Raw genomic sequence first — 15,416 nt, 5'->3', positions numbered from 1 at the left:
GAGTAGGTGTGTCACATGAGCGGATGCGGTGTTTATAAATGGGTCGTGGATGTTTCTGTCTTTCATTTATAAGTAGTGTTTGTCCGGTGAGTCGGTGGTTCTGCGCACATGAGGACCGCCTCCAAAGCCCCAGCCGGCTCCGGTTGAGGGGCTCGCTGCGCGCTCAAAAGGGCTCGCACAGCTCGCCCTTTTGAGTGCTTACGTCGCCCGTCGTCCCGGAGCCGGCTGCCCCTTTGAGTCCTCCCCGCACCGCACCCGCACAGCACCTCACGCCTCCCCAGCCTCGTCGTCGCCTGCGGCGACGACTCCCTCGCGCGCCGGCGAGCACCCGCTGGGCGCTCGCCGGGCGCGCCACCGCACCGCGCCCCCATCTATAAAGAGAGCGTCACCACCACTCTCGACGTTTTATATACTCTGTCGCAGGCGGCGATCTGCAACACCCACTCCCGATCTCGCTCATCGAGGGCTCCCTATAAACGCAACCTGGTCAGAACGTATCACCGACGACGGATTTCAACACAGTCTCGTTTGTTGATCCGCGTCGTGCCGCCGCCAGCGACTTTTTGAGTGGCGGTCTCCTTCTCGGACGCATGGAAGCCGCAGTCGTCACCGTGGGCAACGAGCTGCTCGTCGGTGACACCGTGAACACGAACGCGACGTGGCTCTGTGGACGCCTCGACGAGCGAGGCGTCCGGGTTCGGCGGGTGACGGTCGTGCCGGACGAGATCAGCGAGATCGCCCGCGTGGTCAACGAGTACAACGCGGAGTACGACGCCGTCATCGTCACCGGCGGGCTCGGCCCGACCCACGACGACGTGACGATGGAGGCGGTCGCCGCCGCTTTCGGTCGCGATGTCGTCGCCAACGAGGAGGCGGCCGCGTGGCTCGCTGAGCACGGCTACAGCGCCGAGGAGCTCACCGAACGGACGACCCACCTCCCGGCCGGCTGCCGACCCCTCCCGAACGAGGTCGGCGTCGCGCCGGGCGCCGTCGTGGAGACGACGTACGTGCTCCCGGGCGTTCCCGCGGAGATGAAGGCAATGTTCGAGGGGGTCGCCGAGGAGTTCTCGGGTGCGCCCACCTACACCCGGACGGTGGAGGCGGCGGAGCCGGAGAGCGCGCTGCTCGACCGGTTTACGAAACTGCAGGAGCGGTTCGACGTGACGGTCGGCTCGTACCCCGGCGACGGCGTGAGAGTGAAGCTCACCGCCGGCAGCGAGGAGGAGGCGGAGCGCGCGGCGGCGTGGCTCACGGAGCGAGTGGAGTCTCCGGACTCGTCGAAGACGCGGTAGTCGACGCCGAGATCCGAAAACGACGCCGGCGACTATCGAAGCAGGTAGCCGGCCCAGAGCGCGGTGACGAGCAGGCTGACAAGGAGCACGGCAAGCGCGGTCTCGTTGATGGGAAGCGGCTCCGGCTGAACGGCGAGCGGAATCATACGCCGCCCTTGTTCCGGGTGGGGCTTAAACGTTCATCGTTCGTCTCATGGGGAGACCCGGTCGGGAGAGTCCTCGATGGCCATCGGTGGAGCCGACGCCGCGCTCCCGTTAAGAGGCAGGAGCTGGAAGGACGCGTATGCACGTAGGCGTCGTCGTGAATCCGGTCGCCGGGATGGGCGGCCGCGTGGGCCTGAAAGGGACCGACGGGAAGGTGCAGGAAGCGCTGGCGCGCGGCGCCGAGCCCCGGGCGCCGGAGCGCGCACGGCGAGCGCTCACCCGCCTGCAGGAGCTGGCGCCGGAGGCGACCATTACGGTCGCCGCCGAGCCGATGGGGGAACGGGAGGTTCGTGAGGCGGGGTTCGAGGACGTGACGGTCGTCGACCCGTTCGGGGATGAGAACGGCGATCATGAGACTACCGACGGCGATCCCGGAACCACGGCCGCACACACCCGGACCGCAGTGCGGGCGTTTCTCGACGCCGGCGTCGATGTCGTGCTGTTCGTCGGCGGCGACGGGACCGCCGCGGACGTGGCCGAAACGGTGGAGGGAACGGGGACGCCGATGCTCGGAGTGCCGGCCGGCGTGAAAGTGTACTCGTCCGTCTTCGCCGTCTCGCCGGAGGACGCCGCGGAGGTCGTCGCCTCGTTCTCGCGAACTGAGCGTCGCGAGGTGATGGACATCGACGAGGACGAGTACCGCGAGGGCGAGGTCCACCCGGAGCTCCGCGCGGTCGCACACGTCCCCGTCGCCGACGAGCTGCAGTCCTCGAAACAGACCGGCGGCGGCACGGTGGAATCGCTCGCGGAGGGAGTTGCGGACGACGCGCGCTCGCGACCGGGCGTCACGTACGTGCTCGGACCCGGATCGACCGTCGGCGCGGTGAAGGAGGCGCTCGGATTCGAGCCCTCTCCCATCGGCGTCGACGTGTGGCGCGACGGCGAGGTGGTCGTGCGGGACGCAACGGAGTCGGAGATCCTCGACGCGCTCGGCGAGGAGAACGTCGTCGTCGTCTCGCCCATCGGCGGACAGGGGTTCGTCTTCGGCCGGGGGAATCCACAGCTGTCACCCGCCGTCATCCGGCAGTGTGACGTTGAGATCGTCGCCTCACGGTCGAAACTCGACGACGTACGCGTGCTGCGCGTCGACACCGACGACCCCGCGCTCGACGACGAGCTCGCCGGGTGGGTGAAGGTGCGCGTCGGCAAGTTCGAGACGCGGATGATGAAGATCGTCTGAGGAATCGGCCGGCGCGAACCCTCGTTTCCCCTTGTATATTGGCGAAGGAGTATAATGAACATAGGGTCAACCTTAAGGTGGATCCTGCGTTATACGGTGACATGGAAACGCGGAAGGTTCAACGGCTGGGACCCTCGACGCTGGCGATGACGCTACCGGCGGAGTGGGCACAGGAACACGGCGTGAACAAAGGCGACGAGGTGTCGCTCCGGATGGGCGGGAAGGGGACGCTCACCGTCCTCCCCGAGTCCGTCAACTCCGAGGAGTCGGAGGCCGTGATCAGCGCGGACAACCTCGACGCCGGCGCGCTCGAACGCGCCATCGTCGCCCAGTACGTGCTCGGGCGGCGCGTCATCCACGTGGCGAGCGACGGCGCGCTCGGCAGCGACCACATCAACGCGGTGTACAAAGCGGAGACGCAGCTGATGGGGCTCGGCGTCATCGAGGAGACCCCGGAGGACATCGCCATCCGGTGTTCCGTCGACCCCGAGGACTTCACGCTGGACAACCTCCTCGAACGGCTGGAGAACACCGGGTCGACCATGCGCGGCGAGGCCGTGAAGGCGCTCGCGCACGGCAACCCCGACCTGGCACAGCGCGCGCTCAACCGCGAGCGGCAGGCGAACAAGATCTTCGTGCTGCTGCTTCGCCTGATCTTCACCTCGTACCAGAACCCCAACCTCGCGCGCGCCGTCGGGCTGGAGGAGGGCTTCCCGCTGATCGGCTACCGCTCGGTCGCGAAGAACCTGGAGCTTACCGCGGACAACGCCGAGGACATCGCGGACATCGTGATGGAGGCCGACGGCCACACGCTCGACGTCGACTCCTCGACGATGCGGGAGATCCGCGATTTCACCGACCAGATCGACGAGCTCACCGCGCTCGCCGTGCGCGCGGTCGTCGAGCGCGACTACGACCTCACCGTCGAGTGCCGGGACCTGTTCCACGCGCTGGAGGACCGCGAACAGGAGATCCTCTCGGAGCTGCCCGACGACCTCGACAACGAAACGCTGTTGATGACCCGCGAGGTACTGGTCAGTCTCCAGCACACCGCGGAGTACGCCATGCGAAACGCCGAGATCGCCGCCAACCTCGCGCTCAACGAGGAGTCCGAGCACGTCGAGATCACGTAGCCGCCGGCGTCGACGGGCGTACGCGCCGGCGTTCGCCGGGAACGTGGGATGCGGAACCACCACGGCCCAAAGTGCTTAGGGAGATACGGTATCAGTGAAGTCTGCGTTATTGTGTGTATGGCCTCGGTAGAACCGACGGGACGTGACGCGTCGTCTGGGTTGGACGAGGACGGTATCGTCGAGGAGTGCGCCACCTGTGAGTCGAAGGAGGTCCACGAGGTGAGCGTGCAGATCCTCACGGAGAGCTCCGACTCGGAGAACGCCGCGTTCTCCCGGGAGCCGTACCGGGTCGCAACGTGTACGAGCTGCGGGACCGAGTCTCGCATGCGGATGAACAACGCCTGAGCCCGCCGGCGACCGTTTTTCCCTGCTTCGCATCAATTAAGTAGCCACCGGCGAACCCTGAGGTATGAGCGAAGGATCCATCGAATCCGACAAGGGACTCGGCGTGATGCTCGTGTTCGTCGCCGTGGCGCTCGTCGGCGCCGTCGCGATGTACGGCGCGCCGACGCAGCTCGACCGCGCATGGGGCTTTGCGGCCGCCATGATCTTCGCGATCCTCGCGGTCGTCGCCGTCCAAGTGTTCGACTGACGGGAAACCGTTAAGCGTCGGTGACACCTACGTTCGCCGATGACCGAGTACACCGAGGAGGAACAGCGGATCCTCGCGTACCTTACGGACAGCGTCTCGCGCGGCGAGCGCTACGTTCGGTCGAAGACGATCGCCGACGCCATCGGCCTCACCGCAAAACAGGTGGGCACCAGACTTCCGCGGCTCGCGGAGAAGTCCGATGACGTGGAGATCGAAAAGTGGGGGCGGGCGCGCTCGACGACCTGGCGGGTCACCCAGGGGTAACACAACGCTCCGTCCCCACGGACGGTCCCGCCGCGCCCGTCATCCCCGACCCGGTCCCTTTTATTCCCCTCCCTGCTTACGCCGTCGCATGACCGTGCGAGTCTCACGAACGCTCGATCTCGACGCCCCGCCCGAGGACGTGTGGGCGTTCATCTCGGACGCCGGCCTCCGCGCCGGCGCGATAAGCGTCGTCGACTCCTTCGAGGTGCACGACGACGAGCGCGCGACGTGGCACGTCGCGTTGCCGATCCCGATGATGAACTCGACCATTCCGGTCGAGACGAACGACCTGGAGCGGGATCCGCCACGCCACGTGAAGTTCCTCGGCAAGTCACGGGCGTTCCGCGTCACGGGCGAGCACACGATCACCGCGACGGAGACGGGCAGTACGCTCGAAAACGAGTTTGTCGTCGAGGGACGTCTTCCGGGCGTCGAGTCCTTCTTCGAGCGCAACTTCACCAAGGAGCTCGACAACCTCGAAACGGCGCTGCGTGAGTGGCTCGAGACGGAACGATGAAACTGGCCTGCGTCCAGCTCGGCGTTGAGGGGGCCGAGGTGGCGGGCAACGTCGACCGCGCGGAGCGGCGCATCCGCGAGGCGGCCGCCGACGGCGCCGACCTCGTCGTGCTCCCGGAGCTGTTCGACGTGGGCTACTTCGCGTTCGACGCGTACGCCCGAGCCGCGGAGAGCCTCGCGGGCCCCCGGCTGGAGCGACTCGCCGGCGTCGCGGCCGACGAGGGCGTCAACCTGCTGGCGGGGACGATCGTCGAGGATCTGGCGGCGTCGGCCGCCGACGGGATCGGGGTTCCCGAGGCGGAGGGGCTGGCGAACGCCGCCGTGCTGTTCGATCGTGAGGGCGAGCGCCGGCTCACGTTTCGGAAACACCACCTGTTCGGCTACGGCTCCGAGGAGACCGAGCGGATGGTGCCCGGCGAAACGGTGCCGGTCGTCGAGCTGGACGGGATCGGCGTCGGCGTGACCACCTGCTACGACCTCCGCTTTCCGGAGCTGTATCGCCGGCTCGCCGAGCAGGGCGCCGAGCTCGTGTTGGTGCCGAGCGCGTGGCCGTACCCCCGCGTCGAGCACTGGCGGACGCTCGGACGCGCGCGGGCCATCGAGAACCTCGCGTACGTGGCGACCGTCAACGGCAGCGGCACGTTTGGCGACGACGCGCTCTGCGGGCGTACGACGGTGTACGACCCGTGGGGAACGACGCTCGCCTCCTCGGGCGAGGAGCCGACCACGGTGACCGCGACCGTCGATCCGGAGCGCGTCGACGGCGTGCGCGAGGAGTTCCCGGCGTTGCGCGACCGCCGGCTGTAATCGAGCGGCACGCCACCGTGTCACGCGGTTTTTGTCGACTGTGGAACTCGTACCTTTATCCGTGATGAGGGTGTAATTGCACGTGCCGGAGACCGACGCTTTTCTCGTCGGGTTCGGCAACTCAAATCCGCGCCCGTCCCGACCGCCGGACGACGCGTCTCGCACGCAGTTGGGGGTCCACTGTGGCGACCTGCGTCGTCCACTCCCGCCTCTCCCGTTTCATCGACGTTTCACTCCGGAAGCGGCAGCGTTGTGGAACTCTGCTACAGGTGACGGATTCCCCCTCGGATCCGGCCTAGATGGAGTCCTTGATGAGTGATATCGGGAGTGAGTATTTCACTCAGCGTCATCGGTGACTATTTATAAAAGACCATCAGGATTCTGCTGCTCTCCTTTTAAACCCCGGCTGCGGTCGGCGCGCGCGAGAAACGCGCGCGAGGGAGGCGGCGGGCCGCCGCGGAGTGGTCCCGCGGCGGCCCGCCCGCCGAGGCTGGGGAGGGCTGAGGCTGCGGTGCTGTGCGGGGCGGGGTGGGGCTCAAAGGGGCAGGCGTCTCCGGGAAGACGGACGACGGAAGTCGCAGCCGGCGAGCGCTTACAAAGCGCGAGCCGGATCGTCTTCCGGAACCCCCGACCGGAGACGCCTGGGGCTTTGGAGGTGTTTGTCGCCGTACTCACTCAAATAGTCACTTATAAACGACTCACAGCACCATCCATGCCCCACTAATAAACCCCACATCCCCTCACCTGATACATGTACTCCCGAAGTCGATTAACCTACGACTCTCACCCACAGACTGTGATTCCCTGTTATCAACCTCAATAATTTGGTCGGTGCGTTCATCACGGACCGCTGCCTCGAAGGAAACGCCGCGGACGAAGCTGACCGGCGTCACCCTGCCCGGGGGGACACCGGTCGGGCACTCGTTTCCACCGTCCGTCGTCCGCCGGCTCGCGGGTTCGGGAACCCGCTCCCACACCGCACCCGAACCCGGGACCGTTTCAACGGGACCATAATTGGGAGCACGATCGACCCGCTGCCGACACTGCACCTGTCGGCACGATGGGTCCCTCGATTCTCACGACTGTGAGCACGGCGGCCGTCAGTCGATGATCGGCGATGTCCGCAAGAAAGAGGTCCAGTTCGGAGCCCGAGCTCCGGCTACCGGTTCCAGGCGGCCTCGTCGGGGTCGATGTAGCGCTTCGGGTCGTCGGCGAGCCCGTCGAGCGCGGCGGTCGCCGCCGGCGGAAGGTCGACCGACTGCGCACGAACGTTCGTCTCGACATGGTCGCCGGAGGATTTCGGAATGGGAACCACGCCGCGGTCGAGCGACCACGCCAGCAGCGTGACGGCCGGGTGCTCGCCCGCGATTTCGGCTGCCTCCTCGACGACCGGATGGTCGAGCAAGTTCCCGCGTCCGAGCGGGGAGTATGCCACGAGGTCGTGGTCGAGCTCCGCGGCGAGATCAAGCAACTCGTTCTGGGGAAGCCGCGGGTGACACTCCACCTGATGGGCGGCGATCGGCGCATCGAGGATCCCCGTGGCCTCCCGCACCAGCTCCGGCGTGAAGTTCGAGACGCCGACGTGGTCGGTCACGCCGTCGTCGACGAGCTCGTCGAACGCGGGCAGGGTCGCCGCGGCGTCGTACGCGCTCGTGGGCCAGTGGACGTACAGGAGGTCCACACGGTCGAGTCCGAGCCGGTCGAGACTCTCGTGAGCGGTCTCACGGAGGTCGTCAGGTGCGAGATTGTCCGGGTGGATCTTCGTGGCGACGACGACCTCCTCGCGGTCGACGCTCGCGGCGGCGATCCCGTCGCCGACGGCGGACTCGTTCTCGTACATCTGTGCGGTGTCGACGTGGCGATACCCCGCCTCCAGCGCACGCCGGACGGCGTCGGTACACTCCGCGGGGTCGTCGAGCCCGGACGTGCCGAGTCCGAGCGAAAGGTCGAGTAGCGGCATGGGAGGCGGTTCCACGCCCGCCCTCAAAAGGGCGCGCTCCGCGGCAGACACGACCCTTAAGCCGCCGGCCGTCGACCGTCGGCTCGTGAGCGACCACTGGCTCTACGGGTGGGGGACGGGCTACGCGGCGGTCGGCGCCGCCTCGCTGCTCATCCCGCTCTACGCGATCTCGCTCGGTGCGGACGCCTTCCACGTCGGGCTGATGGCCTCGACCGCCGCCTTCGCCGGCGTGCCCGGCGCACTGCTCTGGGGCCGGCTCGCGGCCCGGACACACCGCCGGCGTCCGTTCGTGCTCGTCGCGCTCGGCGCGACCGCGGGCGTGTTGGCCATCACGCCGTTTCTCGCCTCGCCGTGGACCCTCCTCGCCGCGAACGCTGCACTCTGGTTCGTGGTTAGCGCGGCCGCCCCCGTGCTCAACCTCATCGTCGTGGAGGGCGCCCCCGAATCCCAGTGGGACGCCCGGATCGGGCGGCTCAACGCCGTTCAGGGGTACGGCTGGGTCGCCGGACTGGTCGCGGGAACCATCTGGACCGCGGCCGCTCCGCGGGTGTTCGACCCCGTTGCCGCCCAGGAGCTGCTGTTCTTCCTCCTCGCCGTTTCGACGACGGGTGCGTTTGTCCTCGTCCGCGTGCGGTACCCCGAGCGTCCGACGACCACCCCCGACCGGTTCCGCCGGGTGTTCGCCGGCCTCGACCGGAGCAATTGGGGCGCCGGGCGCTACCTCCGGAGCGTCCCCTACGGCCCCGGGCGCCTCTACTGGACGCTGACCGGGCTGATCCGCCGCCGGCGACGCAGCGGGCGAAGCTCGTTCGAGCGGTTCGGGCCGAATCTCGGCAAGTACCTCGTCGCCGCCGCGCTCTTTTCGGTCGGCTTCTCGGTGTTCTGGGGGCCGATGCCCGCGTACCTCACCGACGTGGGGTTCACAACCGGGCTCGTCTTCGTGCTCTTTCTGTTCTCGAACATCGGCTCCGCGGTCTGTTACGAGCCCGTCGGCCGGCTCGTCTCCAAGTCGACCCCAAAACGGGTGCAGGCGACCGCACTCGGCCTTCGAGCCGTCCTGTTTCCCGCCGTCGCAGCCGCCGGCGTGCTCCTCACGGGTGGCCTGCTGTACGCGCTCTCGCCCGCGTTCCTCCTGATCGGCGCCACCTGGGCCGCCATCGCGGTCACCGCGACGGGGATCGTCACCCGCCTTGCGCCAGCGGCCGTTCGCGGCGAGGCGCTCGGCGTCTACACCGCCGTCGCGGGATTCGGCACCGGCGTCGGGAGCGCGCTCGGCGGCGCGGTCGCCGCGGCCGCCGGCTACAGTGTCGCGTTCGCGGGGGCGGGCGTGGTGGTGGCCGCGGCGCTGGTGTTGGTGGTTCGGTCGTGAGCTACTGACCCTCTTGGAACGTCTCCACCTCCTCGCGCGTCGGCAGCGCCGTCATCGCGCCCTTTTCAGTGGTCGTTCGAGCGCCGACGGCGTTCGCGAACGCCAGCGCCTCCGTCAACGATTCGCCGCCAGACAGCGCGGCCAGCGCGCCGGCGGTGAACGCGTCGCCCGCACCGGTCGCGTCGACCGGGTCGACACGGTACCCGCGGTGTTCGACCACGAGCGGCTCGTCGCTCGGATTCCACGGCGCGGCGGGCTCCGCGCGGGCGAGCGCCCCGTTGGACCCTCGCGTGATCAGGGCGGTGTGTGGGCCGTGGTTCGTGACGGCTTCCGCGAGCGCGGCATGGTCCGCGGGGGTCTCCTCGTCGCCGACGGCGTCGCCGCCGATGCCGGCCTCCGCGAGGTCCTCGGCGGTCGCTTTCACCACGTCCGCGAGGCCGAAGGCGCGCTCACAGGCGTCCGGGAACGCGAACTCGCCCCATAGCTCCGGGCGGGCGTTGGGGTCGAACGAGACCGTGGCGCCGGCCTCGCTGGCCCCGCGGGCCTCGCCCGCGCGCTCCAACAGGTCGAGGGTCCCGCTCCGCGCCGGCTCGTCAGCGAGCGTGACGCCGCCGGCGTGGACCCACTCCACGTCGTCGAGGGCGTCCGCGGGGACGCCGTCGATCCCCATCCGGGTGTCGGCGCTGCCGTCGCGGTGGAAGCTGAACGCGCGCTCGGCGTCAGGGTCGAGGCTGACGAAGGCGAGCCCCGTCTTGGCGTCCGGGTCGCGCTCCACGAGGTCGGCGGGGACGCCGGCGTCCGCGAGCGTGTCCGCGAGAAAGTCGCCGAAGGGGTCCGTCCCGACGCGGGTCCAGAACCGCGGCGGCACGTCGAGCCGTGAGAGTCCGACGGCGACGTTGGCCGGCGCGCCGCCGGCTCGACGGTGGAACGTCTCGACGGCGTCGAGCGGGCCGGGCGTCTCGGGGATGAAGTCGACGAGCGTCTCGCCGGCGACGAGGATCCGTGTCATGTGGACCCGTCGGGCGGGCGGCGACAAGTCGGTTCGGGTTGTCACGAGCGACCGGCGTGCTCCAGGGGCGGGACCCCCGGAAACGCGTCCCCGACACTTATATCCTGCCGGCAGAACTGTGGAACGATGCCGACGGCACCCGTCCTGGAACTGGCGACGGAGACGGTGCAGTTCGACCCGGAAACCGAGCCGCTATTGGTCGACCCCAGCCAGTCCCTTTTTGAGGCAATCATTGACGCCTGGATACGGGATGGCCGGAAGGGTTCCGATGGGTGGACGGATGCGACGGCGGACGCCGCTCGTCCCACCCTGACGGTGCTGGCGCGGCCGGCCATCTTCGAGGCGGCGACCGACGGTTTCCACGAGGCGAGCCGACTCGCGGACCCGGTGGAAACCGGCGCGATTCGACTCCACACGTTAGCGGGACCCCAGCCCGCGGCCGTGATCGCGACCCGCGAGGAGGGGTTTTCGGTCGTCGAGGCGGGCGGGGAGCGGTATCGGGTGGGGAACGACCCGACGCTGCGCCAGCGATACGCCGACACGCTGGCGGCAGCCGACTCGTTCACGCTGCGGACGCCGAGCCGGCGCCGGATCCACGAGGCGTTCCGCAACCGCTGTGGCGAGGCGGTCGCCGACGACGTGTTGCACCTGCTCGACACGAACCCTGCCCCCGACGCGGACCACCTCGTGGGCGCTCGCGAACGCCCGTACCTCGCCGGCGCCCGTCACGGAGTCCTCCACTACGAGCTATGCCGTGCGGGCGAGGAGGCCGGCCTCGGCAGCCCGTCCACCTTCTCGAAGGTGAAGTCCCGGCTGGTCGACGCCGGCCTCCTCACGACCGAGAAGGTCGACCAGCCCGTCGGGCGTCCGCGACAGCGGCTCGTCGCCAGCGACGCGCTCGCGGACGCGCCGATGGAGGACGTGGTTGCTGTGGCCCGCGAAACGCTCCGGGAGTAAACCGGAGCGAGTGGTGCCCTACTCCTCGGTCTCGTAGTGCTCGCCGGCGGCCGCGGGCAGCCGGGTGCGGCCGACCAGCGCGAGCACGACGATGACGACGACGTAGGGGATCGTCTCCACGAGGGCGCTCGGGATCCCGTAGCCGATCTGCTGGAGCCGGATCTGGATCGCCTCCAGTGAGCCGAAGAGGACGCCGGCGCCGACGGCGCCGAGCGGGTTGTAGTTGCCGAACAGGTACGCCACGATGGCGATGAACCCCTTCCCCTGCACCATCGTCTCGCCGGCGCCAACGAACCGACCGACGCCGAGCGCGAGCGCTGCGCCGCCCATTCCCGAGAAGACGCCCGAGAGGAGCACGCCGGTGTGCCGGATCTTCGAGACGGAGACCCCGACGGTGTCGAGCGCCTTCGGGTTCTCGCCGGCGGCTTCCAGATGGTTGCCGAACGCGGTGTGGTTGAGCGTCCACCACGAGGCGACGGTGGCGACGACGAGGAGCACGCCCGCGAAGTGCCAGCCGACGCTGGAGACGCCCGGCGTGTTGACGCTGCCGAAGAACACCGTCGAGAGGAACGGCGCGAGCCCCAGGGCGATGAGCCAGATGGCGAGTCCGGCGATGATCTGGTCCGCCTTGAACTCGATACAGACGATACCGAAGACGAACGCGAGCAGCGTGCTGGCGAGCACGCCGGCGAGGAAGCCGGCGGCGAGCGCGCTCGACCCGACGAGGACGCCGGCCTCCACGACCACGTAGGTGGTGTAGATGGAGGTGAACGCCGAGATGATCAGCAGTCCCTCCAGCCCGATGTTGATCACGCCGGACTTCTCGGCGAAGATTCCGCCGAGCGCGGCGAGCACGATTGGCGCCGATAGGCGGACGGTCGAGGCAGCCGTCCCCGTCGAGAAGACGATTCCAGCCAGATCCCCAACGACGGTGTCGGGGAACAGCAGTCCGAGCAGCCCGAGCGCCGCGAGGAAGCCGACGGTCGCGACGATGAGCGACCGAACGTAGTCGGAGTCGACGAACTCGTCGAGTATCGGAATTCGCACGTCCGCGATCGGATTACGCATCGGTCTCACCTCCGTCGTCCGCGGCAGCAGCCGGGTCCGCACCCGGACCCCCTCCAGCGCCCGGTCCGGCGCCGGCGTCCGGCTCCTCTATGTCGACGTACGTGCCGACCATCCGGAAGAACTCCGGCATGGCGACGAACAGGATGATCAGCCCGCGGAGCACCGCGACGAGTTCGGTCGGGACGTCGGTCTGGAAGCCGATCTCCAGGGCACCGCCTTTGAGCACGCCGAACAGCCCCGCCGCGGGGATCACCCCGAGCGGATTGTTCCCGGCGAGGATCGACACCGCGATGCCGTCGAAGCCGAGGTCGGGCACCGACTCGATCCAGCGTCCCTCGGCCATCAGCACCCACAGGGCGCCGCCGATGCCGCCGAGCGCCCCCGACAGGGTCATCGCCCGGACGGTGGTGAGCTTGCTGTCCACGCCGCCGTACTCCGCGGCAAGCGGCTGGATGCCGCTGACGCGGAGGTCGTAGCCGAACGAGGTGTGTTCAAGCAGGACGTAGAGCCCGACGACGACGACCACGCCGATCAACAGCGCGAGCTCCGCGAAGTCGCCGGTTCCCGGGAAGAACCACGGGTTGATCTGGGCGTGCTCGGGGATACGCGCAGTGGCGACGACCGAGGTTCCCTCGTCGCGGAACACCTCCAAGACGAGGACGTACGCGACGTTCGCGGCGATGAAGTTGAGCATGATCGTCGTGATCACCTCGTTGGCGTCCGCGTACGCCTTCAGCGCCCCGGGGATCGCGCCCCAGAAGCCGCCGCCGAGCGCGCCGGCGGCGATGCCGATCGCGATCAGCGCGGCACCCCCAAGCCGATTCTCGGGGAAGAAGGGCGCGAGCGCGACGACGACGAGGGCCGTCAACAGCGCACCCACGACGAGCTGGCCCTGCGTCCCGATGTTGAACAGCCCGGCACGGAACGCGACGGCGACTGAGAGACCCGTGAACACGAGCAGGGTCGTCTCCGACATCGTCAGCGCCAGCGAGCTGTTAAACGGGGTCCAGCCGGGCATCAAGCCCAGCCAGGTGAACGTAAACGGCAGCCACTCAGGGTTGAGCAGGGCCGGCTCCCAGGTGTAAAACGGCTCGCCGAGCGCGCCGTTAAACAGGACGAAGTACACCTCGAACGGGTCATAACAGAAGCCGAGCCCAGTGACGGGCATCGTCCAGGCGGCCGTCGAACACTCCGCGATGCGCCCGGAGACGAGAATGATAAAGAAACCGACCACGATGGAGAGTACGAGCGCGGCGACGCTGATGAGGATCCGCTCGACGCCCGACAGTCCGACGAGCGTCCGGAGGAACGACCGGATGGAGGCGCGAACGCCGGCGATTCGGCTCATGCCGACACCTCCGAGTTCTCGCCGTTGTCGTCCTCTGCGGTCCCGTCACTCTCCAGCCGGGCCCGCTCCACAGTGTCGTCGGACAGCGACTCGCCCGCCATCAGCAGACCGAGCTGCTCCTCGGTCACCGTCGCGGGGTCGACGACGCCGCTGAACGTCCCCTCGTGCATCACGGCGAGGCGGTCCGACAGCGACTGCACCTCGTCGAGCTTCGAGGAGACGAGCAGGACGGCTTTCCCCTCGTCGCGGAGTTCCATGAGCCGGTCGTGGATGAACTCCGTCGACCCGATGTCGACCCCCCGAGTCGGGTGCGTGGCGACGACGAGCTCGGGGTCGCGCTCGAACTCCCGGCCGACGATGAACTTCTGCTGGTTGCCGCCCGAAAAGGACTCCGCGGTCGCGTCCGCGCTCGGCGGACGCACGTCGTACGCCTCGATGAGCCGCTCGGCGTGCTCGCCGGCGGCGTCCCAGTCGATCCGGCCGCCGGAGGCGAACTCCTCGTGGTGCTGGCTGCCGAGAATGGCGTTCTGCACGAGGTCGTACGGCATCACGAGCCCGCGGGCGTGGCGGTCCTCGGGGACGTACGCCATCCCGCGGTCGATCCGCTCGCTCCGGCTCACGCCCTCCAGCGACTCGCCCCGAAAGGCCATTTCGCCGGCGGCGGTATCGCGGAGTCCGGTTATCGCCTCGATCAGCTGACTCTGTCCGTTGCCGTCGACGCCGGCGATGCCGAACACCTCGCCTTCGCGTACGGTGGCGGAAACGTCACTGACGGCTTCGACGCCGCGGTCGTCCTCGACGGTCAGGTCCTGCACGTCGAGAACCGCTTCCCCGGGGTCGCTCGTCGACGTGTCCCGTTCCATCAACACCTCGCGACCGACCATCAGCTCGGCGAGCTCCTCGCGGGTCACGTCGTCCGTGGAGACGGTGCCGACGTTCTTCCCGTCGCGCAGCACGGTGACGCCGTCGGCGGCGTGCATCGCCTCCCCGAGCTTGTGGGTGATGAAGATGATCGTCTTCCCCTGGGCGGTGAGCTCCTCGAAGACGCCATAGAGGTCCTCGACCTCCTGTGGCGTAAGCACGGCGGTCGGCTCGTCGAGAATGAGCACGTCGGCGCCGCAGTACAGCGCCTTCAGGATCTCGACGCGCTGGCGCACGCCGACGGAGATGTCGGCCACCCGGTCGTCGGGGTCGACGTCGAAGCCGTATCGGGAGCTGAGCTCCTCGACGGCCTCGCGGGCAGCCGCCTCGTCGATCCGCGTGCCGAACCACTCGGTCGGCTCGTTGCCGAGCACGACGTTCTCCCACACCTGCATCGGCTCGACCAGCATGAAGTGCTGGTGGATCATGCCGATGCCGGCGTCGATGGCGTCTCGCGGGGAGTCGAACTCGCGAGCCACGCCGTCGATGACGACCTGACCCTCGGTGGGGTGATACAACCCGTACAACACGTTCATCAGCGTCGTTTTCCCCGCGCCGTTTTCGCCGAGCAGGGCGTGCACGCTCCCCTTCTCGACGGCGAGGTCGACGTCGTCGTTCGCGACCACGCCCGGGAACCGCTTGGTGATGCCGTCCAAGTGGACCGCGGGCGGGTCTGCCCCCTGTGTCATCGTTGAACTGTCTCGTGCGGGTGCCTAAAAGCACGTGGGATCGGATACGCCGCAACGCCGGCGCTGGTGGTCGCTAGGGCCCTAAAAAGGAGTTTCGTGCGGGAGGC

15 protein-coding genes are annotated in these 15,416 nt (G+C 68.5%); 10 read left to right on the top strand and 5 right to left on the bottom strand.

Annotation, left to right across the window (positions count from 1 at the left end):
* Positions 1 to 590: 590 nt before the first annotated feature.
* The 8 genes from ACYQ07_RS00745 to ACYQ07_RS00710 all read left to right on the top strand — a co-directional run bounded on the left by ACYQ07_RS00745 (position 591) and on the right by ACYQ07_RS00710 (position 5,988).
* Positions 591 to 1,292: a competence/damage-inducible protein A gene (locus ACYQ07_RS00745; protein WP_459876008.1), complete on the top strand. Its 702-nt coding sequence runs from the start codon at positions 591 to 593 to the stop codon at positions 1,290 to 1,292.
* A gap of 283 nt (positions 1,293 to 1,575) precedes the next feature.
* Complete coding sequence (locus ACYQ07_RS00740) at positions 1,576 to 2,676, top strand: ATP-NAD kinase family protein (protein WP_459876006.1); 1,101 nt, start codon at positions 1,576 to 1,578, stop codon at positions 2,674 to 2,676.
* A 101-nt stretch (positions 2,677 to 2,777) separates the two neighbouring features.
* Positions 2,778 to 3,809: a PhoU domain-containing protein gene (locus ACYQ07_RS00735; RefSeq protein ID WP_459876003.1), complete on the top strand. Its 1,032-nt coding sequence runs from the start codon at positions 2,778 to 2,780 to the stop codon at positions 3,807 to 3,809.
* Positions 3,810 to 3,926: 117 nt separating this feature from the next.
* A complete protein-coding gene (locus tag ACYQ07_RS00730) occupies positions 3,927 to 4,154 on the top strand; it encodes a DUF7835 family putative zinc beta-ribbon protein (RefSeq protein ID WP_459876000.1) in 228 nt (75 codons plus the stop codon).
* A 64-nt stretch (positions 4,155 to 4,218) separates the two neighbouring features.
* Entirely contained in the window at positions 4,219 to 4,401 is a 183-nt protein-coding gene (locus ACYQ07_RS00725) for a DUF7525 family protein (protein ID WP_459875997.1), read from the top strand.
* A gap of 39 nt (positions 4,402 to 4,440) precedes the next feature.
* Positions 4,441 to 4,665 carry a DUF7123 family protein gene (locus ACYQ07_RS00720; RefSeq protein ID WP_459875994.1) on the top strand — a complete coding sequence of 75 codons (225 nt, stop codon included), beginning with the start codon at positions 4,441 to 4,443 and terminating at the stop codon, positions 4,663 to 4,665.
* 88 nt (positions 4,666 to 4,753) lie between these two features.
* The gene (locus ACYQ07_RS00715) at positions 4,754 to 5,182 is read left to right on the top strand and encodes an SRPBCC family protein (RefSeq protein ID WP_459875991.1); all 429 of its coding nucleotides are present in this window, start codon (positions 4,754 to 4,756) and stop codon (positions 5,180 to 5,182) included.
* A complete protein-coding gene (locus tag ACYQ07_RS00710) occupies positions 5,179 to 5,988 on the top strand; it encodes a carbon-nitrogen family hydrolase (RefSeq protein ID WP_459875988.1) in 810 nt (269 codons plus the stop codon). Before ACYQ07_RS00715 ends, ACYQ07_RS00710 begins: the two co-directional genes overlap by 4 nt.
* 1,159 nt (positions 5,989 to 7,147) lie before the next feature.
* Here ACYQ07_RS00710 and ACYQ07_RS00705 read toward each other — a convergent pair.
* Positions 7,148 to 7,948 (bottom strand): aldo/keto reductase, encoded by an 801-nt coding sequence (locus ACYQ07_RS00705; RefSeq protein WP_459875985.1) that lies wholly within the window; start codon positions 7,946 to 7,948, stop codon positions 7,148 to 7,150.
* A gap of 85 nt (positions 7,949 to 8,033) precedes the next feature.
* Between ACYQ07_RS00705 and ACYQ07_RS00700 the strand changes: the two genes are divergently transcribed.
* Positions 8,034 to 9,317: an MFS transporter gene (locus ACYQ07_RS00700; protein WP_459875983.1), complete on the top strand. Its 1,284-nt coding sequence runs from the start codon at positions 8,034 to 8,036 to the stop codon at positions 9,315 to 9,317.
* A gap of 1 nt (position 9,318) precedes the next feature.
* Here ACYQ07_RS00700 and ACYQ07_RS00695 read toward each other — a convergent pair whose 3' ends face one another.
* Positions 9,319 to 10,326, bottom strand: coding sequence for a carbohydrate kinase family protein (locus ACYQ07_RS00695; RefSeq protein ID WP_459875980.1), 1,008 nt, complete (start codon positions 10,324 to 10,326; stop codon positions 9,319 to 9,321).
* Positions 10,327 to 10,452: 126 nt separating this feature from the next.
* Between ACYQ07_RS00695 and ACYQ07_RS00690 the strand changes: the two genes are divergently transcribed.
* Positions 10,453 to 11,283, top strand: coding sequence for a transcriptional regulator TbsP domain-containing protein (locus ACYQ07_RS00690; protein WP_459875978.1), 831 nt, complete (start codon positions 10,453 to 10,455; stop codon positions 11,281 to 11,283).
* An 18-nt stretch (positions 11,284 to 11,301) separates the two neighbouring features.
* Here ACYQ07_RS00690 and ACYQ07_RS00685 read toward each other — a convergent pair whose 3' ends face one another.
* The 3 genes from ACYQ07_RS00685 to ACYQ07_RS00675 are packed head-to-tail and all read right to left on the bottom strand — an operon-like array spanning position 11,302 to position 15,309.
* Positions 11,302 to 12,351 (bottom strand): ABC transporter permease, encoded by a 1,050-nt coding sequence (locus ACYQ07_RS00685; RefSeq protein WP_459875975.1) that lies wholly within the window; start codon positions 12,349 to 12,351, stop codon positions 11,302 to 11,304.
* Positions 12,344 to 13,699: an ABC transporter permease gene (locus ACYQ07_RS00680; protein WP_459875972.1), complete on the bottom strand. Its 1,356-nt coding sequence runs from the start codon at positions 13,697 to 13,699 to the stop codon at positions 12,344 to 12,346. Before ACYQ07_RS00680 ends, ACYQ07_RS00685 begins: the two co-directional genes overlap by 8 nt.
* Positions 13,696 to 15,309, bottom strand: coding sequence for an ABC transporter ATP-binding protein (locus tag ACYQ07_RS00675; protein ID WP_459875969.1), 1,614 nt, complete (start codon positions 15,307 to 15,309; stop codon positions 13,696 to 13,698). Before ACYQ07_RS00675 ends, ACYQ07_RS00680 begins: the two co-directional genes overlap by 4 nt.
* Positions 15,310 to 15,416: the final 107 nt, after the last annotated feature.

The organism is Halorubrum gandharaense (assembly GCF_054654575.1).
The sequence above is the reverse complement of the archived record's forward strand: the minus strand, read 5'-3'. Positions and strand labels throughout refer to the sequence as shown.